21 protein-coding genes are annotated in these 23,891 nt (G+C 64.7%); 17 read left to right on the top strand and 4 right to left on the bottom strand.

Features of this window, described 5'->3' with window-relative positions; translation table 11 throughout:
• Positions 1-2 precede the first annotated feature (2 nt).
• Positions 3-896, bottom strand: a complete 894-nt coding sequence (locus QCE73_RS31980) for a LysR family transcriptional regulator (RefSeq protein ID WP_035510136.1) — start codon at positions 894-896, stop codon at positions 3-5.
• Positions 897-1,025: 129 nt separating this feature from the next.
• Between QCE73_RS31980 and QCE73_RS31975 the strand changes: the two genes are divergently transcribed.
• Complete coding sequence (locus QCE73_RS31975) at positions 1,026-2,030, top strand: aldo/keto reductase (RefSeq protein ID WP_309885046.1); 1,005 nt, start codon at positions 1,026-1,028, stop codon at positions 2,028-2,030.
• Between the two features lie 4 nt (positions 2,031-2,034).
• Here the strand turns inward: QCE73_RS31975 and QCE73_RS31970 are convergent, their stop codons facing one another.
• The gene (locus QCE73_RS31970; protein WP_309885045.1) at positions 2,035-3,228 is read right to left on the bottom strand and encodes an MFS transporter; all 1,194 of its coding nucleotides are present in this window, start codon (positions 3,226-3,228) and stop codon (positions 2,035-2,037) included.
• A 114-nt stretch (positions 3,229-3,342) separates the two neighbouring features.
• On the opposite strand from QCE73_RS31970, the gene QCE73_RS31965 reads away from it, so the two are divergent.
• On the top strand, positions 3,343-4,161 hold the full coding sequence (locus QCE73_RS31965) for an exodeoxyribonuclease III (protein ID WP_187605582.1): 819 nt from the start codon (positions 3,343-3,345) through the stop codon (positions 4,159-4,161).
• Here QCE73_RS31965 and QCE73_RS31960 read toward each other — a convergent pair.
• Together QCE73_RS31960 and QCE73_RS31955 are read right to left on the bottom strand one after the other, a co-directional pair.
• On the bottom strand, positions 4,158-4,982 hold the full coding sequence (locus QCE73_RS31960; RefSeq protein ID WP_309885044.1) for an alpha/beta hydrolase: 825 nt from the start codon (positions 4,980-4,982) through the stop codon (positions 4,158-4,160). The genes QCE73_RS31965 and QCE73_RS31960 overlap by 4 nt on opposite strands.
• Positions 4,983-5,733: 751 nt before the next feature.
• Positions 5,734-7,104, bottom strand: a complete 1,371-nt coding sequence (locus tag QCE73_RS31955; RefSeq protein WP_309885043.1) for a nucleobase:cation symporter-2 family protein — start codon at positions 7,102-7,104, stop codon at positions 5,734-5,736.
• A 377-nt stretch (positions 7,105-7,481) separates the two neighbouring features.
• On the opposite strand from QCE73_RS31955, the gene QCE73_RS31950 reads away from it, so the two are divergent.
• The 15 genes from QCE73_RS31950 to QCE73_RS31880 all read left to right on the top strand — a co-directional run.
• Positions 7,482-8,399, top strand: a complete 918-nt coding sequence (locus tag QCE73_RS31950; protein WP_187605585.1) for an STAS domain-containing protein — start codon at positions 7,482-7,484, stop codon at positions 8,397-8,399.
• A gap of 62 nt (positions 8,400-8,461) precedes the next feature.
• Positions 8,462-8,821 carry an STAS domain-containing protein gene (locus QCE73_RS31945; RefSeq protein ID WP_035510605.1) on the top strand — a complete coding sequence of 120 codons (360 nt, stop codon included), beginning with the start codon at positions 8,462-8,464 and terminating at the stop codon, positions 8,819-8,821.
• 21 nt (positions 8,822-8,842) lie between these two features.
• Positions 8,843-9,283, top strand: a complete 441-nt coding sequence (locus QCE73_RS31940; protein WP_035510608.1) for an anti-sigma regulatory factor — start codon at positions 8,843-8,845, stop codon at positions 9,281-9,283.
• Complete coding sequence (locus QCE73_RS31935) at positions 9,268-10,332, top strand: ATP-binding protein/SpoIIE family protein phosphatase (RefSeq protein ID WP_309885042.1); 1,065 nt, start codon at positions 9,268-9,270, stop codon at positions 10,330-10,332. Before QCE73_RS31940 ends, QCE73_RS31935 begins: the two co-directional genes overlap by 16 nt.
• The gene (locus tag QCE73_RS31930; protein ID WP_309885041.1) at positions 10,329-12,053 is read left to right on the top strand and encodes an ATP-binding protein; all 1,725 of its coding nucleotides are present in this window, start codon (positions 10,329-10,331) and stop codon (positions 12,051-12,053) included. The genes QCE73_RS31935 and QCE73_RS31930 overlap by 4 nt, the downstream gene beginning before the upstream one ends.
• Positions 12,050-13,969, top strand: coding sequence for a response regulator (locus QCE73_RS31925; RefSeq protein ID WP_309885040.1), 1,920 nt, complete (start codon positions 12,050-12,052; stop codon positions 13,967-13,969). Before QCE73_RS31930 ends, QCE73_RS31925 begins: the two co-directional genes overlap by 4 nt.
• Before the next feature lie 181 nt (positions 13,970-14,150).
• Positions 14,151-14,864, top strand: coding sequence for a GntR family transcriptional regulator (locus QCE73_RS31920; protein WP_238218335.1), 714 nt, complete (start codon positions 14,151-14,153; stop codon positions 14,862-14,864).
• Between the two features lie 36 nt (positions 14,865-14,900).
• A complete protein-coding gene (locus QCE73_RS31915) occupies positions 14,901-15,707 on the top strand; it encodes an SDR family oxidoreductase (RefSeq protein ID WP_309885039.1) in 807 nt (268 codons plus the stop codon).
• Between the two features lie 15 nt (positions 15,708-15,722).
• The gene (locus QCE73_RS31910; protein ID WP_187605589.1) at positions 15,723-16,655 is read left to right on the top strand and encodes a 3-keto-5-aminohexanoate cleavage protein; all 933 of its coding nucleotides are present in this window, start codon (positions 15,723-15,725) and stop codon (positions 16,653-16,655) included.
• A gap of 14 nt (positions 16,656-16,669) precedes the next feature.
• Complete coding sequence (locus QCE73_RS31905; RefSeq protein ID WP_309885038.1) at positions 16,670-17,440, top strand: N-acyl homoserine lactonase family protein; 771 nt, start codon at positions 16,670-16,672, stop codon at positions 17,438-17,440.
• A 43-nt stretch (positions 17,441-17,483) separates the two neighbouring features.
• On the top strand, positions 17,484-18,611 hold the full coding sequence (locus QCE73_RS31900) for a sugar ABC transporter substrate-binding protein (RefSeq protein ID WP_035510627.1): 1,128 nt from the start codon (positions 17,484-17,486) through the stop codon (positions 18,609-18,611).
• 21 nt (positions 18,612-18,632) lie between these two features.
• The gene (locus QCE73_RS31895) at positions 18,633-20,144 is read left to right on the top strand and encodes a sugar ABC transporter ATP-binding protein (protein ID WP_309885037.1); all 1,512 of its coding nucleotides are present in this window, start codon (positions 18,633-18,635) and stop codon (positions 20,142-20,144) included.
• Positions 20,145-20,154: 10 nt separating this feature from the next.
• Positions 20,155-22,254, top strand: coding sequence for an ABC transporter permease (locus QCE73_RS31890; RefSeq protein ID WP_309885036.1), 2,100 nt, complete (start codon positions 20,155-20,157; stop codon positions 22,252-22,254).
• A 27-nt stretch (positions 22,255-22,281) separates the two neighbouring features.
• On the top strand, positions 22,282-23,226 hold the full coding sequence (locus QCE73_RS31885; protein ID WP_309885035.1) for a 3-hydroxyacyl-CoA dehydrogenase: 945 nt from the start codon (positions 22,282-22,284) through the stop codon (positions 23,224-23,226).
• Positions 23,227-23,241: 15 nt separating this feature from the next.
• Positions 23,242-23,891, top strand: a 650-nt coding sequence (locus QCE73_RS31880) for an SMP-30/gluconolactonase/LRE family protein (protein ID WP_309885034.1), incomplete at its 3' end; no start/stop codon positions are given.

The following is a 23,891-nucleotide window of genomic DNA, read 5'->3' as shown; positions in this document are numbered from 1 at the left end:
GATCAATCTTCGTCGCGAATGAAGTCGATGAACGCGCGCAGCGGCCCCGGCATGTGCGCGCGGCTCGGATAGTAAAGGCGCGGGCCGGTGAAGCTCTGCCACCACGGCTTGAGCACCGGCACGAGCGCGCCGCTGTCGATGGCTTCGCGCACGAACTCGTCGAACGTATAGACGAGACCCAGTCCGGCGATGGCCGCGCTTCTACTGATCTCGATCGACGACGTCACGAGCGGACCGTCCGGCGCGATGCGTATCACTTCCTTGCCGCGCACGAATTCCCATACCGCAAGCACGCCGCTGTCGAAGCGATGCCCGATGCACGCGTGATTCACCAGATCGCGCGGATGCTTCGGCTCGCCGTGCGCGGCGAGATAGGACGGCGCGGCAACCGCGACGAAGCGCTGCGTGCGCGGCCCGATAGGCACCGCGATCATGTCGCGCTCGATACGCTCGTCGTAGCGAATGCCCGCATCGAAACCGGCGGCGAGTACGTCGATGAACATATCGATTGCGCTGATTTCCAGCTTGATGCTCGGATGCGCCGTCAGAAAACGCGCGACGATGGGCGGCAGGATTTCGCGCGAGACGATCCTCGGCACGTTCAGGCGCAGCGTGCCGGTCGGGCTGTCGCGAAAGCCGTTGACGGCATCGAGCGCGCCCGCGATTTCCGCGAAGGCGGGCGCAAGCCGTTCGATCAGCCGCTCGCCTGCTTCGGTCGGTGTGACGCTGCGCGTCGTGCGATTCAGAAGGCGCACGCCCAGCCGCGTTTCGAGCCTGCGGATCGCCTCGCTCAGCGACGACGCCGACACGCCGCGCAACAGCGCCGCCTGCCGGAAGCCGCGCGAGCGAGCGACGGCCAGAAACGCGTGAAGGTCCGAGAGATCAGGTTCGCTCATGATTCGCTCATTGTTCGCCAGGGCGCACAGCCCATTCGCATTGAGGCGGATTATCGCACGCGTGATTTGCTCCCATAATCCTCTCCATCGCCCGCATTCGCGGCGCACGTCCTTCAGGAGAGAACGAACATGGAACAACGCAGACTCGGCAAGACCGGACCGCAATCGTCGGCCATCGGGCTCGGATGCATGGGCATGTCGGGCATGTACGGACCATCGGATCGCGCGGAGAGCATCGCGACGATTCACGCGGCGCTCGAAGCGGGCGTGACGCTGCTCGATACCGGCGATTTCTACGGCATGGGCCACAACGAGATGCTGATCGGAGAGGCGTTGAAGAGCGCGCCGCCTTCGCGCCGTGATTCGGCGATTCTCAGCGTCAAGTTCGGCGGCATGCGCGACCCGGCGGGCAATTTCATCGCGTTCGACGGACGTCCCGTCGCCGTGAAGAATTCACTCGCCTACACGTTGCAGCGGCTCAATGTCGAGCATATCGACATCTACCGTCCCGCGCGGCTCGATGCGAACGTGCCGGTCGAAGACACCGTTGGCGCCATCGCCGACATGATCAAGGCGGGCTATGTGCGTCACGTCGGGCTGTCGGAAGTGGGCGCGGAAACGATCCGCAAGGCGGCGGCCGTGCATCCGGTCTGCGACTTGCAGATCGAATATTCGCTGATCTCGCGCGGCGTCGAAGACGCGATCCTTCCGGCGTGCAGGGAACTCGGCATCTCCGTCACGGCGTATGGCGTGCTGTCGCGCGGTCTCATCAGCGGACACTGGAACAAGGACGCCGCGCAATCGGGCGACTGGCGCGCGAACAGTCCGCGCTTTCAGCAAGGCAATGTCGAACGCAATCTCGCGCTCGTCGATGCGTTGCGCACGATCGCCGATGCGAAGGGCGTGAGCGTCGCGCAGATCGCGATTGCGTGGGTGCTGGCGCAGGGCGATGACATCGTGCCCGTGATCGGCGCGCGCCGCCGCGATCGTCTGACGGAAACGCTCGGCGCGCTCGACGTGACGCTCACGAAGGACGAATTCGCCGCGATCGAAGCGGCAGTGCCGAAGGGCGCGGCGGCCGGCGATCGTTACGAGGCCGTGCAGATGGCGCATCTCGACAGCGAGAAGAAATAGGCGCTCATCGCGCGCGCAGAAACGTCCACGCATTGAACGCCGCGCCCGCGAACATCAGCACGCTCGTCATCGCGAAGACGGAGTGCATGCCCGAATGCGCGGCGATGAAGCCGCCCGCGAGCGGTCCCGTCACCTGCCCGATGTATTGCGCCGACGTCGCGTAGCCGAGGATGTATCCGGCGGCGTGATCGGGTACGTTGTGACGCACGACGCTCGTGATCGCGGGCAAAAGGCCGCCCAATGCGAGGCCCATCAGGAAACGCAGCACGACGAGCTGCGTGCCGTCGGTGACGAACATCTGCGGAATCAGCAGCACGCCGCAGAAAGCGAGACACGCGACGATCACCTTCGGCGCGCCGATGCGATCCGCAAGCCGTCCGACGCGCGGCGCCGCGAGCACGCTGCCGAGTGCTGCGGCGGACATCACGACGCCTGCGACGAGCGTGACCTGCTTCGGGTCTTTCACGAGCTGCGACACGTACACCGTGATGATCGGCTCGATCGACATGTTCGCGAACATGAGCAGCATCGCGCTCACGAGCATCGCGATGACGGGCGTGAGGACCGGCACGTCGCGCCAGCCGCCGCGCGGCCTTGTTTTCGCGTGATCCGGCGCGTGGCGCTCTTCCTTGACGAGCAACGTCGTCATGATGAACGAGCAGAAGATGAGGCCGCCCGCGAGAAAGAACGTCGCGCGTATGCCGATCAGTCCCGGCAGCAGCCCGCCGACGAGCGGCCCGACCAGATTGCCCGCCATCATGCCCGCCGCGTGCGTGCCGAGCGCCCATGCGGTGCGGTGCTTGGGCGTCTGCGTCGCGATCATCACGATGGCGCCGCTCGCATAGCCGCCGACGAGCCCCGCGAGAAAGCGCATCGCCACGAGTTGCCAGACCGTCTGCACGACGCCGAGGAGAGACATCGTGATCGCCATGCCGAGGCTCGCGCGGATCAGGATCGGCTTGCGCCCGTAGCGGTCGGCGAGACGTCCCCATAGCGGCGCGACGAGCCCCGCCGCGAGAAAGGTCGCGCCGAACGCGATGCCCGACCATTGCACCGCCGCCTCCACCGACGACGCCCCGAGTTGCTGCACGTAGAGCGGCAGGAAGGGCAGGAGCAGCGTCATCGCCATGATGGTGGTGAACGAGCCGAATACGCAGACGTAGAGATTGCGTTGCCAGTGAACGGAGCCTTCGGACATGGATGCGAGGAGGGTGGCGGAGTCTGCGTGACTTTGGCAGATTTTCCGCCGATGCGCTCGCCCACGCCGCGGCACGCAAACTGCGACGCGTGTACGATCGATTCCGGTCCACCGATGGAGAGACGCCGAGTGAAAATCGCGACCTTCAACATCAACGGCATCCGTCCGCGTCTCGACGCCTTGTTGAAATGGCTCGAACGCGAATCGCCCGATATCGTCTGTCTGCAGGAACTGAAGGCGACGGATGCGCAGTTTCCCGCCGATGCGATCGCAAACGCGGGTTATGGCGCGTTATGGCACGGACAGCAATCGTGGAACGGCGTGGCGATTCTCGCGAAGGATGCCGAGCCGGTGCTGAGCCGGCGCGGTCTGCCCGGTTTCGAAGACGATACGCACAGCCGTTATATCGAAGCGGCCGTGGGCGGTCTGCTGATCGGTTGTCTGTATCTTCCGAACGGCAATCCGCAGCCGGGCCCGAAGTTCGATTACAAGCTCGCGTGGTTCGAGCGTTTCAATGCGCATGCTAAGGCGTTGTTCGATAGCGGCCATCCTGTCGTGCTCGCGGGCGATTACAACGTCGTGCCCACCGACGAGGATATCTACAACACGCGGTCGTGGCTGAAGGACGCGCTCCTGCAGCCCGAAAGCCGAGCGGCCTATGCGGACCTTCTTGCGCAAGGCTGGACGGATGCGTTGCGCAAGACCTTTCCCGATGAGCGCATCTATACGTTCTGGGATTACTTTCGCAATCACTGGCAGACGAACTCGGGCTTGCGCATCGATCATCTTTTGCTCAGCAAGGATCTCGCGAAGAAGCTGGAGAGCGCGGGCGTCGATAAATGGGTGCGCGGCGAGCCGCATGCGAGCGATCATGCGCCGACGTGGGTCACGCTCAAGCTCGGGCGCACGCGAAAGAAAGCGGCGGGCGCTTAGGCCTGGAGCGTGTCGCGTGCGGGTTGCAGCGAGGCGAGGAATTGCATGACGTGTTCGCGGCCGCCCATCGTCCAGACATTGAGGTGATCGGCGTCTTCGATGAGCGCGAGGCGCTTGTCGCCGCGAGCGGCATCGAAAAGGCGCTGGAAGTGCGCGGGCGGGATGACGCCGTCTTTCGTGCCGCCATAGATGAGGAGCGGCGCGCGCACCGATGCGATCTTCGAAAGGCTTTCGTAGCGGTCGCGTGCGAGCAGACGGACGGGAAAGAGCCAGAAGCGCCTGGCGGCCACATCGACGATGCTCGTGAACGGGGCTTCGAGCATCAGCGCATTGATCTTCACTTCGCTGGCGAGTTGCACGGCGACGCCCGAGCCGAGCGAATAGCCATGCAGCACGATGTTCGATGATCGCGCGGATGCGTAGGCGTGGGCGGCGCGGGCATCGGCGTAGAGGCCGGCTTCGTGCGGCGTGCCGGGGTTGCCGCCGTAGCCGCGATATTCGGCGAGCAGCACGCCGTAGCCGGCTTCGATCATTTCGAGCGCGATATGGCCGCGTTGGGTGAGGTCTTCGCCATTGCCGTGGAAGAGGATGACCGTTGCGTCGGTCTTGTGCTTTGGTGCTTTGTAGCGGATGGTCAGGGTGAGGTCGTCTTCGGTTTTTATGCTGATGGCTTCTGTATGTGCTTCCAGTTCCGCGTTTTTGAAGGCTTCGATCTGTTCCAGCGGATAGACGAGGCGGCCTTGCAGCCAATAGAGCCCCGTCAGAGCGATAGCGTAGATCAGCACGATCGCTGTCAGAAGGATCCAGAGGACTTCGCGCATGGGTTCACGGAGCGGGTTTGCAGGCTCCTATATGTTAGTGGGTTTGGTTTTTTTCGTTTGTTCGCTGGATTGCTGTTGGGGTTTGGTTTGGTTTTGGTTTCGTTTCGCCGGATCCCGTATTCGTGTCGGTCTATTAGCACTGCCCCTGTGCGGGGCGGCAGTCACTTTCTTTGCTGCTGCAAAGAAAGTAACCAAAGAAACAGCTATCCCCAGCCTAAGCACTTCACACCGGCCGCGGCACAGACGATTGGCTGAATGGCCCGGCACTAGCGAGTGCCCCCGCAAGCAGACAAAGACTTGGACCGCGCACGGTCCGACCCATCGCACCACATAACAGACTGGTTCAGCACCAAATAGCTCCGGCCCGCTACGCGGCCGACCGGTCAATCGGGTGCGCGCGCGCTTCCTCTTCGGTTTCCCTCGCATACCCAACGGCAGCGCGTAGCGCTGTGCCGAAGCTCTTTGGTGCTGAACCAGCGCCCTAAAACTTCTAGCTTGTCAGACCGTGCGCGAGCCAAGCCCGATTGGGCCTGTGAGGGCGACACTTAGGCGAGTGCCACGGGCGGCTGGCAAGCGTGACCAAACTGCGTGTGACCGCGGGCGGTGAGAAGCTGCTTTCTTTGGTTACTTTCTTTGCAGCAGCAAAGAAAGTGACCCCCGCCCCGGGGAGGGGCAGTGCTAATAGACCGACGCGAATACGGGATCCGGCGAACCAAACCCAACCCCGAACCCAACCCCAAACCCAACAAACTCACTCCCGAACATCCCCATCCCCCTGCCGTAAACTCATCGGCATCTCCGCGGCGATTTCCCTCTCGATATCCCCCGAATCGCGCTCGCGATTAAAAAGCGCATTGAGCAGAATCGCAAACACGGCAGCAAGCGTAATCCCGCTATGCGTAAGCGGCCCCGCCCACCCCGGCATGTGCGCAAAAAACGTCGGCGCGACGAGCGGAATCACCCCCACGCCGAGACTGATCGCAATGATGAGCAAGTTGTTCTTGCTATCGAAATCGACCTTGCTGAGGATCTTCACGCCGGTCGCCGCGACCATCCCGAACATCGCGATCCCCGCGCCGCCCAGCACGACAACCGGTATCGAAGCGATCAGATTGGAAAGCTTCGGCAACAGCCCCAGCAAAATCAAAATCACCCCCGACACCGCGACGACCCAGCGGCTCTTCACACCCGTAATCCCGACAAGCCCGATATTCTGCGAAAACGACGAATGCGGAAACGTATTGAAGATCCCGCCGATCACCGTGCCGAGACCATCGGTGCGCAGCCCGCGCGTCGCATCGATGCGAGAAACAGGCCGCATCGCAAGATCGCCGAGCGCGAGAAACATGCCGAGCGATTCCACCATGATGACGACCATCACGAGACACAGCGACGCAATCGCCGCGAGATCGAAAGTCGGCATGCCGAACGCGAACGGCCGCACCGGTGCGAACCACGCGGCCTGACCGACACCCGCGAAATCGACGAAGCCGAGCGGCAGCGCAATCACGAAGCCGATCGCCATGCCAAGCAACACCGAAATATTCGCGATGAAGCCCTTCAGATACTTGTTGATCAGCAGAATCGCGAGCAGCACCACAGCCGCGATCATCAGGTTCTTCGGCTCGCCGAAATTCGCCGCGCCGCGTCCGCCGCCCGCCCAGTTGATCGCCACCGGAAAGAGCGTCATGCCGATTGTCAGAATGATCGTGCCCGTGACGATCGGCGGAAAGAAGCGCATCAGCCGGCCGAAGAACGGCGCAATGAGAATCGCGAACACGCCCGCCGCGATCGTCGCGCCGAAGATCGTCGTGAGCCCCGCGCCGGATGACGCCATCGCGACCATCGGCCCGACCGGCGCGAAGCTCACGCCCATGATCACCGGCAAGCGGATGCCGAACTTCCATACGCCGATGCACTGCACCAGCGTGACGAGCCCGCACGCGAAAAGGTCCGAGCTGATGAGGAACGCGATCTGATCCTTCGGCAGCTTCAACGCCGCGCCGATGATGAGCGGCACAGCGATTGCGCCCGCATACATCACGAGCACGTGCTGGATGCCGACCGCGAGCATCTGACCGATGGGCAGCACTTCGTCGACGGGATGAATCGTTTGGGCCATGTGCGCTCCGGCAGGTCAGGGACGTTTGAGTCGGTCGCCCGAGTATTGCATCGGGCCATAGCGGAAAAAATATTCGCGCTGCTATACACGGCATCGCATGTCGGACCTTCGTATCGCTCTATGGACGCGCACGCCGCCGCAGGATATTTGACCGCCCTTCGTCCACCCGGCCGCGAACGACCGGAAGCAATTGCCGATTGAACCCGGTGCCGTCGAATCCTTCGCGCTACAAGGCTTTCCGGACTGTCGAATTTTGAGATGACGTGCTACATTCCGAGCGCCTTGCGCCGCGTTTATTGCGATCATGTTCGCCGCGACGCAACAACCAACGCCCGGGGCTAGGCGCCCAAATAACATCAATCGCACAGGATCTCGGCATGGAAATGGTCGGCGGAACGCGGCTTGCCCAATTGTTCACCAGCAATCAGGAGCAACTGCTCACGGAGTGGTTCGCGCAACAGCACGCCATCGCTTCGCGGCGCGGACTCGTCGGGGAAGCCGAGTTGCGCAATCAGTTCACGCAGTTCGTCTCGCTGCTGATGGCGGCGCTCGCTTCATCCGAGCGCGTCGATTTCAGGACGACCGCGTGGCAGGAAGTGCGCGCGTTTCTCACGGAGATGTCCGCTCAGCGCGCGCGTCAGGGCTTCACGCCGGTCGAGACCGCGATGTTCGTGTTCTCGCTCAAGCAGCCGCTCTTCGCGCGTCTGCGCGATTCGCTCGGCAACGATGCCGCGACGCTCGCCGATCTCACCTGGACCATCAGCACGCTCTTCGACGAACTCGGTCTCTTCACGACCGAAGTCTTTCAGACGAGCCGCGAGCAGGTCATCGTGCGTCAGCAGCAGGAACTGCTCGAACTGTCCACGCCCGTCGTGCAGTTGTGGGACGGCATTCTCGCGCTGCCGCTCATCGGCACGCTCGATTCCGCGCGCACGCAGGTCGTGATGGAGAATCTGCTGCAGAAGATCGTCGAGACGGGCGCGGCAATCGCGATCATCGACATCACCGGCGTGCCGACCGTCGATACGCTCGTCGCGCAGCACTTGCTCAAGACCGTCGCGGCGGCGCGGCTGATGGGCGCGGACTGCATCATCAGCGGCATTCGTCCGCAGATCGCGCAGACCATCGTGCATCTGGGCGTGAACCTTTCGAACGTCACGACCAAGGCGACGCTCGCGGCGGCCTTCATCGTCGCGCTGCAGCGCACCGGCAAGTCGGTGACGGGGGCGTACGCACAGGACGCCGGGCGCGCGGTCCGCTCGGGCGACGGCCTCGATTCGCTGCAACCGGAATGACGCCGCGTCTCGCCATTCGAAGCACGCATCGAACGCAACGCGACTGAACGGGGTCCCAAGCGATGGAACGCATTCCGATTCTCAGGATGGGCAAGCTCTTGCTCGTCACCATTCAGGTGGACATGCACGACCGGCTCGCGCTCACGCTGCAGGACGATCTGACGAGCCGCATCGTGAAGGACGGCGCGCGCGGCGTGCTGATCGACATTTCCTCGCTCGACGTGGTCGATTCGTTTATCGGACGCATGATCGGCAATACGGCCGCGATGGCGCGCGTGCTCGATGCGGAGACGGTCGTCGTCGGCATGCAGCCGTCGGTTGCGATCACGCTGGTCGAGCTCGGGCTCACGCTGTCGGGCGTGCGCACCGCGCTCGACGTGGAGAAGGGCATGGCGCTCCTTGCAAGGAATGGCACGGTCTGACGGCCGCATGCGAACGACGCCATGACGATCTACAACTCCACAGCCGCGCCGATCTCCACTTCGCCGCCCGACACGCTGCCGATCCGGTCTGACGAACAGATCGTGCGGCTGCGCCAGTTCGTGCGGGAAAAGGCGGTCGCGCAAGGCCTGTCTCTCATCGATCAGACCAAATTCGTGACGGCGGCGAGCGAGCTGGCACGCAACACGCTCATCTATGGCGGCGGCGGGGACGTGCATTGCTATTTAGTCGAGCGCAACGGCCGCCGCGGCCTCACACTCGAATTCGTCGACAACGGCCCGGGCATTCCGGATATCCAGCGCGCGCTGTCCGATGGCTTCACGTCGGGCAGCGGCCTGGGCCTCGGTCTCGGCGGCGCGAAACGCCTGTGCGACGAATTCGACATCCGCTCGGCACCAGGCGAGGGCACGCACGTCTCGATCACCAAATGGAAACCGTTCTGAAGGAATCGATGGCCGCGCAGCAGCGCTTCGAGATCGCCGAGGCGAGCCAGATCGCCTATGCGCGGCGCTCGATCGGTGAACTCGCGCGCGGCCTCGCCTTCGACGAGACCACCGCGGGCGAGCTCGCGATCGTCGTCACCGAATGCGGCACGAATCTGCTGAAGCACGCAGAGCGCGGCGAGCTGCTCATGCGGCCGCTCGTCGATGCAGGCGCGGGCGCGCCCCAGCGCTACGGCATCGAAGTGCTGTGCATCGACAGCGGGCCGGGCATCCACGATCTGCATCGCTGTTTCGAGGACGGCTACACGACCGCCGGCAGCCCCGGCACCGGCATGGGCGCAATCGAGCGCCTGTCCGACGAGCTCGACATCTGGAGCGCGCCGGGACGCGGCACCGTGCTGCGCGTCGTGTTCTGGAATGCACCGGGCGCGGTGAATGCGCCTGCCGCGCAACTGACCTATGGCGTCGTGAATCTGCCGCTGCAAACGGAAACCGTCAGCGGCGATGCGTGGGCATGCCATGCGAATCAGGGCGAGTTCACCGTGCTCGTCGCCGATGGTCTCGGTCACGGTCCGCTCGCCAATGTCGCGGCGATCGAAGCGGCGAAAGCGCTCGCCGCAAACGGCGATCAGCCGCTCGACCGCATCATGGAGGTCGCCAACGGCGCGCTGCGTCCGACGCGCGGCGCGGCGGTCGGCATCGCGCGCATGCCGGCGCTCGCGTCGATGGCGGGCATGCCGGTTTCATTCGCGGGCATCGGCAATATCTCGGCGAGCGTGTGGACGGAAAGCTCGCACAGGCATCTCGTGTCGCACAGCGGCATCGTCGGCCATGCGGCGCGGCGCGCGCAGTTGTTCGACGTGCCGTATCCGCCGGACGCGCTCGTCGTGCTGCACTCGGACGGACTCGCGTCGCGCTGGGATCTCGCGCGCTATCCGGGTCTCGCCATGCGGCATCCGGCGCTCGTCGCGGCGGTGCTGTATCGCGATTTCTCGCGCGGCAGCGACGATGTCACCGTGTTCGTCGCCCGCGTGAACGGAGGCGCATGATGACGCAGCCGCTCTACGCGATGCATATCGAAGACGAGCGCGACATGGTCGCGGCCCGCGTGAAGGCGCGCGATGCGAGCGCGGCGCTCGGCTTCTCGCCGCAGGACCAGACGCGCATCTCGACCTCCGTGCTCGAAGCGGCGCGCACGGTGCTGACCGCGGGGCAGCCGGCGCGCGCCGAATTCCTTATCGATCACGCCACGCGCCCGCGCCGCTTCGTGGTGCGTTTTCTGGCGGGCGCCGGCGCGGGCGAGCGTCTGCGCGCGATGCGCAGCGACGACTCGCAAGCCGCGCTCGGCCTGCTCGCGGCGCAGCGTCTGATGGATCAATGCGCGATCGCCGACGAAGCGGACGGCGTCACGTCGATCTCGCTCGCGAAGGCCTTGCCCGACGGCGTGGCGTGCGACATGCAGGCGGTCGGCCAGGCGCTCTCGCGTCATTCGGGCGCGGACACGGCGGCGGAATTGCAGCGCCAGAATCGCGAGCTGATCGCCGCGCTCGCCGATCTGCGCGAGCGTCAGGAAGAATTGACGCGTCTCACGCGCGAACTCGAAGACACCAATCGCGGCGTCGTCGCGCTCTATGCGGAACTCGATGCGCGCGCGGATCATCTGCGGCGCGCGGACGAATCGAAGTCGCGCTTCCTCTCGAACATGAGCCACGAGTTCCGCACGCCGCTCTCGTCGATCCGCGCGCTGTCGAAGCTCCTGCTCGACCGTATCGACGGCGAACTGACGGAAGAGCAGGAAAAGCAGGTGCGCTTCATCCGCAAGGCCGCGGAAGATCTGTCGGAGACGGTCGACGACCTGCTCGATCTCGCGAAGATCGAGGCGGGCAAGATCGAAGTGCGCCCGGCCGAGTTCGAAGTCGATACCCTGTTTTCGGCGCTGCGCGGGATGTTGCGGCCGCTGTCGCCCGGCGGCGCGGTCGAGCTCGTGTTCGAATCGTGCGAAGGCCTGCCGCCCATCCGCACCGACGAAGCCAAGGTCGCGCAGGTGGTGCGCAACTTCGTGTCGAACGCGCTCAAGTTCACCGAGCGCGGCGAAGTGCGCGTCGCCGCGAGTTACGACGAGGCGCGCCGCCTCATCACGTTTGCCGTCAGCGATACGGGCATCGGCATCGCGCCGGAGCATCAGCAAGTGGTGTTCGAGGAGTTCGGCCAGGTCGAGAACCGGCTTCAGCAATACGTGAAAGGCACGGGGCTCGGCCTGCCGCTGTGCCGCAAGCTCTGCAAGCTGCTCGGCGGCGACGTTTCGCTCGAGAGCGAAGTCGGGCGCGGCTCGACCTTCAGCGCGACGATTCCCGCTCACTACGGCGCGGATTTCGACGCCGCGCATCATGCGGCAAGCGATACGCGGCCCGCCGTGCTGATCGTCGCGAGCAATCCGGTCGAGCGCCTCGACTGCGAGGCCGCGCTGCGCGATTCGTCGTATCGTGCGATGAGCGCCGCGACGCTCGACGAAGCCGGCCGCCTGCTCGCGCGCACGCAGCCCGCCGCGCTCCTGCTTGCCGTGCGCCCCGCGCCATCGGAAGCGTGGATCTGGCTCGCCGCGCTGCGCGCGCAGGCCGCGACGCGCAGCATTCCGATCCTCGTGCTCGGCGATGCCAACGATCGCGATGAAGCGCAGGCGCTCGGCGCGACCGTGTTCATCGAAAAGCCGGTCGGCGGCCGAGCGCTGCCGGGCGTGCTGGACGCGGTGACGGGCAAGGGACCATCATGAGAAGCGACTGGAGCGAGGTGCTGATCCTCAACGTCGATGACAACGACGGCGCCCGCTATGCGAAAACGCGCATCCTGTCGCGCGCGGGCTTTCACGTGATCGAAGCGGCGACGGGCACCGCCGCGCTGGAACGCGTGCGCGCCGACGCGCCCGATCTCGTGCTGCTCGACGTGAAGCTGCCCGACATCAACGGGCTCGAAGTCTGCCGGCAGATCAAGGCGTCGGCGGATACCGCGAGCACGCTCGTGTTGCAGACATCGGCGGCGGCGGTGCATAGCCTCGATCGCATTCGCGGTCTCGAAGGCGGCGCGGACAGCTATCTGACCGAACCCGTGGAACCGGCCGAACTGATCGCGCACGTGCGCGCCTTGTTGCGCGCGCGGCTCGCGGAAAACGCGCTGCGTGAAAGCGAAGAGCGCTTTCGTCAGCTTGCCGAAAATATCGACGATGTGTTCTGGATGCTCGATCCCGCATCCGGCGAACTGCTGTACGTGAGCCCCGCCTACACGCATCTTTTCGACACGGGCGGCGGCGCGCCCGCGCCCGTGCCGGGACCGGATCACTGGTCGGGCGATATTCTTCCGCTGGACCGCGATCATGTCGCCGATGCGTATCGGCAACTGCTCGCGAACGGCACGCCGTACCAGGTCGAATATCGCATCGTGCGCGCGAGCGGCGGACCGCGCTGGGTGGCGGAGCGCGCGTTTCAGGTGCGCGGCGCGGCGGGGCATCCGGCGCGGCCGTATCGCATCGCGGGCATCGTCAACGATATCTCCGAGCGCAAGGCCGCCGAACTGCTGCTGCGCGAAGCGGACCGCCGCAAGGACGAATTTCTCGCGATGCTCGCGCACGAACTGCGCAATCCGCTCGCGCCAATCCGCAATGCGGTGGACTTGCTCGATCCGCATCGCGAGCCGTCCGTGCAGCACTTCGCGACCGTGCGCGCGATCATCGACAGGCAGGTGCGGCATCTGAGCCGTCTCGTCGACGATCTGCTCGACGTCGCGCGCATCACGCAGGGCAAGATCACGCTGCGTCAGGAAGCGGTCGATCTCGCGGTGGCGATCGCGGCGGCCATCGAGACCGTGCAGCCCGCGCTCGAACGCAAGCGCCACACGCTGACCGTGAAGCAGCCGGATGCGCCGCTCTATATCCTAGGCGATAACGTGCGGCTCTCGCAGGTGTTCGCCAATCTGCTGTCGAATGCGTCGAAGTACAGTCCCGAAGAGGGCGAGATCGCGATCGAGACCGAGCAGTTCGGCGATGAGGTGCGCATCGTCGTACGCGACAAGGGCATCGGCATCGCGCCCGACATGCTGCCGCATATCTTCGATCTCTTCGTGCAGTCGGAGACGTCGCTCGAACGGTCGGAAGGCGGGCTCGGCATCGGCCTGCCGTTGGCGGAGACGCTCGTCGAATTGCAGGGCGGGCGCATTGAGGCGTTCTCGGCGGGACCGCAGACGGGCAGCGAGTTCGTCGTGTGGCTGCCGCTCGCGCTGGATGCGCAAGTGGCCGTGCAGGGCGTAAGCGATGCGCCGGTGAGCGTGGCGAGCGGCAAGCGCGTGCTGCTCGTCGACGACAGCGTGGACGCCGCCACCGCGATGGCGCTGCTGCTCGAAGCGGACGGTTTCGATGTGCGCACGGCCCACGATGCGATCGAGGCGCTCGCGCTCTCCGATGTCTTCGTGCCGCAGATCGTGCTGCTCGACATCGGCTTGCCGGGGATGGACGGCTACAGCCTCGCGGCCGAGATGCGCATGCGCCCCGCAACCGCCGACGCCTTGCTGATCGCGGTGACGGGATACGGCCAGGCGCACGATCGTCAGCGCTCGAAGGAAGCGGGCTTCGATCACCACCTCGTGAAGCCGGTCGCGTTCGCGGAGATTCAGCGCGCGGTGTCCGCGAAGTTCGCATAATCAGGATATCGAAGTATCTTGCACCGCCGCATCGCGCTGCCGATTCCGGCATCAGCGTTTTCACCTAGCAATTCTAGGTTGACTCACGCGGTCGCGCGTCCGAAACTTTAGCCATACCGGTGTGATCACAGGTCACACGAACCGAATCCTTGCGGCAGCCGAACGAAAGTACGGAGGCAAGATGGTGGCGACACGCTCGACGACGGATTTACCCGCGCTCGAATTGGTTGCACGCGAAACGATGGCCGGCCGCGTCTATGCGCAACTGAGGCAGGCGATCATGACGGGCCGCTTCGCGCCCGGACAGTTGCTGAGCCTGCGCAGCGTCGCGGAAGCGGTCGGCTCGTCCACCATGCCGGTGCGCGCCGCGCTCACGCGTTTGCAGGCCGAAGGCGCGTTGATCGACGGCCCCGGCCGCGCGCTGATGGTCCCGCCGATGACGCTCGAACTGCTCGACGAATTGCGCGACGTGCGCATCGCGCTGGAAGGGGCGGTCGCGAAGCGCGCGGCGTCGCGCATGACGCGCGCGCATCTCGAAGCCTTGCAGGCGATCTTCGACACGATGGATGCGCATGTCGAAGCCGGCGACGTGCCCGCGTATCTGCGCAGCAACTTCGAATTTCATATCGCCATATACACGCACGGCGCGAGCGATCTCACGCTTGCGACGATCCAGAACCTCTGGATGCGCATCGGTCCGTTCCTGAATCTCGTCGCACCCGACATTCCTCACATGCGCCGTTCGATGGCCGCGCATCGCCATATCGTCGAAGCGCTCTGGAAAGGCGACGGCGAAGGCGCGCGCGCGGGCATCGAGGAAGACATCGGCGATGCCGCCGCCGATTTGCAGGAACGCCTGCAAGGCGGCGACATGTCGAACGAAGCAAGCGCCTGATCTGCACGGCAACGACAACAAGAAAAGGAGACATGCATGACGGTTCTTCAGATGCTGAAACCGCACGCGGGCCTGCGCGTGCTCATCACGGGCGGCGCATCGGGCATCGGCCTCGTGATCGCGCGCGCGTTCATCGATGCGGGCGCGCGCGTGCACGTCTGTGATGCGAGCCCCGACGCGATCGATGCGCTGACGAAAGCCGAAGCGAGCGCGGAGTGCAACGCGATCACGTCGACGCTCGCGGATGTATCGGACAAGGAGGCCGTCGAGCGCGTGTTCGCCGATGTGCAGAGCGGACTCGGCGGGCTCGACGTGCTCGTGAACAACGCGGGCATCGCGGGGCCGACGGGCGGCATCGAAGAACTCGATGTGGACGAGTGGGAAGAGACCATCGACGTGAATCTGAACGCGCAGTTCTACTTCGCGCGCCGCGCGGTGCCGATGCTGCGCGACGCACATGGCGGCGGCACGATCATCGCGCTGTCGTCTGTCGCGGGACGGCTCGGCTACGCATTCCGCACGCCTTATGCCGCGACGAAGTGGGCGGTCGTCGGCATGACCAAGAGCCTTGCGATCGAACTGGGGCCGTCGAACATCCGCGTCAATGCGATACAGCCGGGCATCGTGAAAGGACCGCGCATCGAGCGCGTGATCGCCGCACGCGCGAAGCAATTGAACCTGCCGTATGAAGAGATGGAGAAGCAGTATCTCGCGAAGATTTCGCTGCGCCGCATGACCACGCCCGAGGAAATCGCGGCCACCGCGCTCTTTCTGTGCTCGCCCGCGGGCAGCGGCATCTCGGGGCAGGCGATCTCGGTGTGCGGCAACGTGGAAGTCCTTTAAAACAACGAGGATCACATGGCAACGAAACGCAAGGTCATCATCACGTGCGCACCGACGGGCGCGATCCATACGCCTTCGATGTCGCCGCATCTTCCGGTCACGCCGCAACAGATCGGCGATGCGGCGCTCGCGGCCGCGAAGGAAGGCGCCGCGATCCTGCATCTGCACGCACGCGATCCGAACGACGGTCATCCGACGCAAGACCCCGCCGTGTTTCAGGAGTTCCTGCCGCGCATCAAGGCGAATACCGATGCCGTCATCAACATCACGACGGGCGGCAGTCCGCACATGACCGTCGCGGAGAGACTGAAGCCCGCGCATCACTTCAAACCGGAAGTGGCGTCGCTGAACATGGGCTCGATGAACTTCGGCCTCTATCCGATGCTGGAGCGCTTCAAGGACCTCAAGCACGAGTGGGAGCGCAAGCATCTGGAGAACAGCCGCGATCTCGTGTTCAAGAACACCTTCGCGGATATCGAGTACATCCTGACGTCGTGCAGCGCGAACGGCACGCGCTTCGAGTACGAGTGCTACGACATCTCGCATCTCTACAACCTCGCGCACTTCGTCGATCGCGGGCTCGCGAAGCCGCCGTTCTTCGTGCAGAGCGTGTTCGGCCTGCTCGGCGGCATCGGGCCGCATCCCGAAGACCTCGCGCATATGAGACGCACCGCGGATCGGCTCTTCGGCAAGGACTACGTGTGGTCGATTCTCGGCGCGGGCCGCAACCAGATTCCGCTCGGTTCGATCGGCGTGGCGCAGGGATCGAACGTGCGTGTCGGCCTCGAAGACTCGCTATGGATCGAGCCGGGCAAGCTCGCCGAATCGAGCGCGGCCCAGGTGAAGAAGATTCGCCAGGTGATCGAAGGGTTGTCGCTCGATATCGCGACACCCGCCGAAGCGCGCGAGATGCTCAAGCTGAAAGGCGCGAGCGACACCAACTTCTGACGACGGAGGGCATCGTGAACGCGAGGCTGAAAGTAGTCGCGATGCCGACGGGCTGGCTCACCGTCGATCGCTCGTCGCAGGTGTATGGCCGCTACTTCGGCCAGCAGATTAAGGTGCCCGTGTGGTCGACGGCGATCGTCGGCGCGCAGAAGAAGATCGTCGTCGATACCGGCATTCACGATCCGGGCTGGGTCTCGAACTTCGTGTGCCCATGCGATCAGGCGCCGGAAGAGAAGCTCGAACGCGCGTTGAAGGAGTATGTCGGCTGGAGCGCGGACGACGTCGATATCGTCATCAACACGCATCTGCATTACGACCATTCCGGCGGCAATACGCTCTTCAAGAATGCGCGCTTCATCGTGCAGGCGGCGGAGTGGGAATACGCGGGCCATCCGCTGCCGACGCAGGCCACGTACTACCAGGAGTTCCTGATCGGCCGCGAGCCGCTCGCGTATTTTCGCTGGCAGTTCGTGAACGGCGTGACCGATATCGTGCCCGGCGTGCGCGTCGTGCCGACGCCGGGACACACGCCGGGACATCAGTCCGTCGCGGTCGATACGGAAGACGGCGTCGTGCTGATCGCGGGCGATTGCGCGAACTGCATGGAGAACATCGTCGATCTCGTGCCGGTGGGCATCGTGCATGAAACGCTCGCGGAGATCGGCTCGCTTTTGCGCATTCGCCAGATCGCCGATTTCGTCATACCCGGACACGACCCGAACGTCGTGCCCGGCAGTGCAGGCATTGCCTTGCCCGCGAGCGCTCGTCTGCCGCACGTCCGTTGATGGAAGCGCCCGCTTCATAACCATACGAAGACCGGAGGAAGACATGAAAGCATTGACGCAGTCGATTCGTCATGCGGGACGGGCCGCGCTCGGCCTCGCGTTCGCGGCGGCGCTCGCCGTCTCGGGCCAGGCGCACGCGGCCGGCAAGTACAAGATCTTCTTGTCGATGAGCTATGTCGGCAACGACTGGCAGACGGAAGCCGCGAACATGGTCAAGGCGATGGCCAATACGCCCGCCCTCAAGGACAAGGTCGATCTCGAAGTGCAGGTCGCGGGCACCGATGCGCAAAAGCAGATCCAGCAGATCAACTCGATGGTGCAGGCCGGTGCGAAGGCCATCGTCATCTATCCGATCTCGCCGACGGCGCTCAATCGCGCGATCAAGAATGCGTGTTCGAAGGGCGTCGTCGTCGCGGCGTATGACGGCGAAGTGACCGAGCCGTGCGCGCACAACGTGACGATCGATCAGCATCAGGCCGGCACCGTTACCGCCGAATGGCTCGCCAAGACGCTCAACGGCAAAGGCAACGTCGTGATGATCACGGGCGTGCCGGGCACGTCCGTGGACCGCGCGCGCACCGAAGCGGCGAAGGCCGTGTTCGCGAAGTTCCCCGGCATCAAGATCGTCGCGGAAGGCACGGGCATGTGGAGCCAGGCGACCGCGAAGACCGAGCTCTCGAAGATTCTCGCGACGAATAGCTGGGACAAGATCGATGGCCTGTGGATGCAGGTGGGCTGCTTCACGGCGGCGTCGATGCAGCTCGAAGCCGGTATCGCCGACGACAAGATCAAGCCGTGCGCGGGCGAATCGTCGAACGGGCATCGCGTGCAGATGCTGCCGCCGGGTGAGGTGAAGGGACAGGGCGGCTATCGCTCGATCGGCTATCGCTCGATCTCTTACGGCGCGCCGCCGTACTCCGGCGCGATGGCGCTCAAGATGGCCGTGAAGAAGCTCGACGGCGGCGACTTTCCGGCGCGCGTGACGCTGAAGCTGCCGCTCGTGCTGACCTCGGAGTCGAAGCTTTGCAAGACCGGCAGCATCGACGAACTGAAGGCGGGCTGCACCGCGTTCCCGCCGGATAAAGTGCCGCCGGGCTGGTTCGCGGACATCTACTCGGAAGACACGAAGGAAGTGGGCTTCAACGCGGCGCTGACGGGTAATCAGGACTGAGACCGGGATCGAGGCATGACGATGAACGACGCATCATTGGCGATCGATCTGTCGAAGGTGACGAAGCGCTTCGGCGCGACCGTCGCGCTCGATGGCGCGTCGTTCTCGGTGAAACGCGGCGCGGTGCATGCGCTGCTCGGCGAGAACGGCGCGGGCAAGTCCACTACGGTCAAGCTGTTGTCGGGGTTGATGCAGCCCGATGCGGGCAGCATCCGCGTGATGGGCAACGATGTAACGATGAAGAGCCCGAAGGACGCGCATCGCGCTGGCGTGCAGACGGCGTTTCAGGAGATGACGCTCGTGCGCGATCTCACGGTCGCGCAAAACCTGTTGATGTCGTATGAGCCGACAGGCTTTCTCGGGCGCATCAAACAGCGCGATGCGCAGCGGCAGGCGGCGGAATGGCTCGACAGGCTCGAACTGCCGGATGTGCGTCCGGGCGCGTATATCCGCGATCTTTCCTTGCCGGTGCGGCAGAAGATCGAGATCGCGAAGGCGATCGTGCGCCGCCCGAAAGTGCTGCTGCTCGACGAGCCGACTTCGGCGCTGTCGGGCCGCGATGTCGCGTGGCTTTCGAGGCGCATCGACGAACTGAAGGCGAGCGACGTGACCTTCGTGTTCATCTCGCATCGCATGCAGGAAGTGCGCGAGTTCTGCGACAGCCTCACGGTGTATCGCAATGGCCGCGACGTGGGCGCATTCGACGCCGCCGATATCTCCGATGACGAAGTGATCCGTCTCGTCATCGGCCGCTCGATGGAGGCGAAGTATCCGCCGAAGGTCGCATCCGCGATAAGCGACGCGACGCCGGCGATCGAGACGCGCAATGTTCGCGTCGATGGTGTGGTGACCGATTTCGATCTCGCCGTAAAGCCCGGCGAAGTGCACGGCATCGCGGCACTGCAGGGCATGGGGCAGCGCGAATTGTTCGAGGCGCTTTTCGGCGCGACCTATATCGACGATGGCGAAATACGCATCGACGGCAAGCCGGTCACGCTCACCTGCACGGCGGATTCGCTGAAGGCCGGCGTATCGACGAGCTTCCTGCCGGAGGATCGCAAGACCGAAGGGTTGTTTCTGCGTCTGCCCGGCGGCGAGAACGTGTCGCTGCCGGTGATCGGCCGCTATTCGCGCTTCGGCCTCATCGATCGGAAGCGCGAGCAGGCCGCGATACGCCGCTCGCTCGCGCAGATGGAGGTGAATCCGCGCGCGCTCTACAAGCCGTGCCTGTCGTTCTCGGGCGGCAATCAGCAGAAGATCGCGATGGCGAAGTGGCTGCTCACGCAAAGCCGCGTGTGGCTCATGTTCGATCCGACGCGCGGCATCGACGTCGGCACCAAGCATCAGATCTTCGTGTTGATGCGCGCGTTCGCGGCAGCGGGCGGCTCCGTGCTGTTCTATTCGACCGATGTGCCCGAACTCGTCAACGTATGCGACCGCGTCTCGGTGATGTATCGCGGCCGCAATGTCGGCGAGCTGACCGGCGACGCGCTCACCGAAGAGAACGTGATGCGCAAGATGCTTTCCAGTTGAGAGGTTGCTCATGAAGATAGCCGTTGCGTCGCCCGATAGCGAGGTCGTGCGGCCGGGCGCGCGCGTGGGTTGGGGCGCGCGCATCGATCATCATCGCGGGCTCATCATCGCGATCAGCGCGTTGCTCGCGATGCTCGCCGGATGGGTCGCGCTGTCCGCGACGCCCGTCGGGCTCTACGACATCGGCTCGGTGATTTCGAGCGCGACCACGCTCGCGCTCGCGGCGATCGGTCAGACGATCGTCGTGTTGTCGGGCGGTTTCGATCTGTCGGCGTCGGCGGTCGTGTCGCTCGCCAACGTGCTCGCGGTGCGCTTCGTGCAGGGATCGCCCGTCGAACAATGGGCGGGCGCCGCGCTGATTCTCGCGATAGGCGGCGGCATCGGCCTCGTGAACGGCGCGCTGATCGCATGGTTTCGCCTGCAATCGATCGTCGTCACGCTCGCGACGATGTTCATGGTGCAGGGCCTCACGCTGCTGATCCAGAACAAGCCCGGCGGCAGCGTCGGCGACCAGTTCGGCGCGGTGCTCACGGCCGATCTGATCCCCGACAAGATGCCGATGTCCGCGGCCCTGCTGATTCTCGCGTTGCTGATCTGGTCGTTCATCAAGCGCACGCGCTTCGGCGTGGGCCTCTATGCGCTCGGCAGCGATCCGGACGGCGCATTCGCGAACGGCATGCCGGTCACGCGCTATCGCATCTCTACCTATGCGCTCGCGGGCATGTTCTACGCGGCGGCGGGGCTGTATGTATCGGCGCAGACGGGTTCCGCCGATCCGCTCGTCGGCCGTCCCTTGCTGCTGTCGATGTTCACCGCCGTCGTGCTCGGCGGCACGCTGCTCGGCGGCGGGCGCGGCGGCTGCGTCGGCACCGTGTTCGCCGCGATGACGCTGATGATCACCGTGAACATTCTGCTCGTGCTGAACGTGTCGGCGTTCTTCACGACGATCGCGGAAGCCGTGATCCTGATGCTCGCGGTGCTCGGTTCGTCGATCGGCAAGCAATCGGCGGCGAACGAATGCGCGCGTCACGCCGCGCAGTGGTTCAAGGCGATACGAACAGGAACACGCGCGCGCGACGACACTCACGCGCGACGCGTCACGTTCGAGGTCGACGATTTCCGTCCGGTCGAGAACACGGAGTTGAAGGGCCGCCCGATCGCGGACTGGATCGAACGCAATCGCGAATGGGTCAAGTATGTCGTTCCGGCGTATCTGCTGTTCTTCGCGGTCGTGATCATCACGGGCTTCGTCTACGGTCCCGGCGTGCTCGTCAGCGCGAACTTCTATACGAGCCTGCTCACGCTGACCTTGTTTCTCGCGATTCTCGGCTTGGGGCAGGGCGCGGTGATTCTGACGGGCGGACTCGATCTCTCGATGCCCTGGCTCATCACGCTATCCGGCGTGCTGTTGACAGGGCTCACGCACGGCATGAACGGCGCGGCCGCGTGGGCGGTGCCGGTGGTGCTGCTCGTCGGCCTGCTCGTCGGCGTGTTCAACGGCGTGGGCGTCGTGATGCTGGGCTTGCCGCCCATCGTCGTCACGCTTGCCGCGAACGGCTTGTTGCAGGGCCTCACGCTGATCTATTGCAACGGTTCGCCGCAAGGATGGTCGCCCTCGGCGATCAGCGAATTCACCAACGGACGAGTGGGGCCGCTGTCGCTCGCGGCGTGGAGCGTGCCGGTGTTTCTCGTCATCGCGCTGGTGCTGCTGCATCGCACGCCGTTCGGGCGTCGCGTGTATGCGGTCGGCAATTCGCCTGTCGCGGCGAAGCTCTCGGGCGTGCGCGTGGGCACGACGTTGATCGCGGTGTATTGCCTCTCCGGTCTTTGCTCGGCGATCGTCGGCCTGCTGCTCGCGGGGTTCAGCTCGCAGGCGTTTCTCGGCATGGGCGACCCGTATCTGTTGCCGTCGATTGCCGTGGTCGTGGTCGGCGGCGCGCTCATCACGGGCGGTCGCGGGCACTATCTCGGCGTGTTCGGCGGCGCGCTGCTGCTCACGGCGCTCGGAACCTTGCTCGCGGGCACCACCGTGCCGCCCGCGGTGCGGGACATCATCAACGGGCTCGTCGTGCTGGCCGCTGTCATCACGTTGCGGGACAAGAAAGGCTGAACCAACTCGAATGAGGATCACACACAGATGCAAGCGAAGAACATTGCGGTGATCGGCTCGGGCCGCATCGGCCGCGCGTGGGCGATCGTGTTCGCGAAGAGCGGCTTCGACGTGAAGATTCACGATGCATCGAAGGAGATGCTCGGCGGTGCGATTCCGTCGATCCGCGAGAGCCTGGACGATCTCGCGTCCTTCGATCTGATCGATGAACCCGTCGATGCGATCGTCGCGCGCATCACCACATGCGAAAGCCTCGCCGATGCCGTCGCCGATGCGGATCTCGTGCAGGAGAACATCGCGGAAGTGGTGGAGGCGAAGCGCGCGTTGTTCATCGAACTGGACCGCCTGACGAAGCCCGATGCGCTACTTGCGAGTTCGACCTCGGGCTTGCCGGCATCGACCTTCACGGAAGGTATCGAAGGCCGCGCGCGCTGCCTCGTCGCGCATCCGGTCAATCCGCCGTCGCTCGTGCCGCTCGTCGAGTTGTGCGGTGCGCCGTGGACTTCGCATGACGCGGTGGAACGCGCCCGCGCCATCTACGAACGAGCGGGACAAAAGCCCGTGACCGTCAACCGGGAGATTTCGGGGTTTCTGCTCAATCGACTGCAAGGCGCGCTGCTCGACGAAGCGTTGAGTCTATACGAGCAAGGCTATGCGAGCGCCGCCGATCTCGACACCGTGATCCGCGACGGGCTCGCGATGCGCTGGTCGTTCATGGGTCCGTTCGAAACCATCGACCTGAATGCGCCCGGCGGCGTGGCCGATTACGCGGCGCGTTACGGCGGCACATATCGCGCGATCGCATCGGGACGCAAGCCGTTCGACTGGCCCGCGGACACGCTCGATAAGCTCGATACGGAGCGCCGCGCCGTGTTGCCGCGCGAGCGTATCGAGGAACGCAGCCGCTGGCGCGATCGCCGTTTGATGGCGTTGCTCGCGCATCGGCGCGATATCAAGGACGGTGAAGCCTAACCCAAGGAGACGACGATGCCCGAAGTACGCTTGCTGGTCGATGCGAACAATCATCTCGGAGAAGGGCCGCTTTGGGACGTCAAAGAGGAGCGGTTGTACTGGATCGACAGCACGGCGGCGGAGATCTATAGCTGCCGTGCCGACGGCAGCGACGTGAAGCGCTATTTCGTGCCGCGTCATATCGGCTCGATGGCCTTGCGCGAGCGAGGCGGCGCGGTGGTCGCGCTCGCCAACGGCCTGCATTTCTACGACTTCGACGCGCAGACCGTGCAGTTCATCGCCGACCCGGAAAGCGACGACCCCGAGACGCGCTTCAACGACGGCAAGGTGGATCGGCGTGGCCGCTTCGTCGCGGGCACGATGTCCTACGACTTCGATCGCTACGATGCCGATCGCGGCCAGCGCTCGACGCGCAGCGGCGGACTCTACCGGCTCGATACGGATGGCAAGGTCGCGCGCCTCGACAGCGGCATCAGTTGTTCGAACGGCCCATGCTGGAGCCCCGACAACAAGACGTTCTACTTCACCGACACATACAGCAAGGAGATGTACGCGTACGACTACGACATCGAAACCGGCGCGGGGGCGCACAACCGGGTGTTTGGGGCCCCGCCCCCCCAGGGCCGCCCCCGCGGGGGGGCGGCGGGTGGAGGGGGGGGGTTGGG

It is taken from the genome of Caballeronia sp. LZ029 (assembly GCF_031451275.1).
Taxonomy (GTDB): domain Bacteria; phylum Pseudomonadota; class Gammaproteobacteria; order Burkholderiales; family Burkholderiaceae; genus Caballeronia; species Caballeronia jiangsuensis.
Note: the sequence above shows the minus strand (reverse complement) of the source record. Positions and strands in the feature narration are given on the sequence as shown.

Coding starts and splice junctions, on each gene's coding strand:
- QCE73_RS31935 (WP_309885042.1), top strand. CDS start 9,268: ATGGAAACCGTTCTGAAGGAATCGATGGCCGCGCAGCAGCGCTTCGAG.
- QCE73_RS31915 (WP_309885039.1), top strand. CDS start 14,901: ATGACGGTTCTTCAGATGCTGAAACCGCACGCGGGCCTGCGCGTGCTC.
- QCE73_RS31895 (WP_309885037.1), top strand. CDS start 18,633: ATGAACGACGCATCATTGGCGATCGATCTGTCGAAGGTGACGAAGCGC.
- QCE73_RS31960 (WP_309885044.1), bottom strand. CDS start 4,982: ATGCGCGAAGTCCTCTGGATCCTTCTGACAGCGATCGTGCTGATCTAC.
- QCE73_RS31920 (WP_238218335.1), top strand. CDS start 14,151: ATGGTGGCGACACGCTCGACGACGGATTTACCCGCGCTCGAATTGGTT.
- QCE73_RS31955 (WP_309885043.1), bottom strand. CDS start 7,104: ATGGCCCAAACGATTCATCCCGTCGACGAAGTGCTGCCCATCGGTCAG.
- QCE73_RS31950 (WP_187605585.1), top strand. CDS start 7,482: ATGGAAATGGTCGGCGGAACGCGGCTTGCCCAATTGTTCACCAGCAAT.
- QCE73_RS31940 (WP_035510608.1), top strand. CDS start 8,843: ATGACGATCTACAACTCCACAGCCGCGCCGATCTCCACTTCGCCGCCC.
- QCE73_RS31980 (WP_035510136.1), bottom strand. CDS start 896: ATGAGCGAACCTGATCTCTCGGACCTTCACGCGTTTCTGGCCGTCGCT.
- QCE73_RS31910 (WP_187605589.1), top strand. CDS start 15,723: ATGGCAACGAAACGCAAGGTCATCATCACGTGCGCACCGACGGGCGCG.
- QCE73_RS31965 (WP_187605582.1), top strand. CDS start 3,343: ATGGAGAGACGCCGAGTGAAAATCGCGACCTTCAACATCAACGGCATC.
- QCE73_RS31945 (WP_035510605.1), top strand. CDS start 8,462: ATGGAACGCATTCCGATTCTCAGGATGGGCAAGCTCTTGCTCGTCACC.
- QCE73_RS31900 (WP_035510627.1), top strand. CDS start 17,484: ATGAAAGCATTGACGCAGTCGATTCGTCATGCGGGACGGGCCGCGCTC.
- QCE73_RS31925 (WP_309885040.1), top strand. CDS start 12,050: ATGAGAAGCGACTGGAGCGAGGTGCTGATCCTCAACGTCGATGACAAC.
- QCE73_RS31890 (WP_309885036.1), top strand. CDS start 20,155: ATGAAGATAGCCGTTGCGTCGCCCGATAGCGAGGTCGTGCGGCCGGGC.
- QCE73_RS31970 (WP_309885045.1), bottom strand. CDS start 3,228: ATGTCCGAAGGCTCCGTTCACTGGCAACGCAATCTCTACGTCTGCGTA.
- QCE73_RS31975 (WP_309885046.1), top strand. CDS start 1,026: ATGGAACAACGCAGACTCGGCAAGACCGGACCGCAATCGTCGGCCATC.
- QCE73_RS31930 (WP_309885041.1), top strand. CDS start 10,329: ATGATGACGCAGCCGCTCTACGCGATGCATATCGAAGACGAGCGCGAC.
- QCE73_RS31885 (WP_309885035.1), top strand. CDS start 22,282: ATGCAAGCGAAGAACATTGCGGTGATCGGCTCGGGCCGCATCGGCCGC.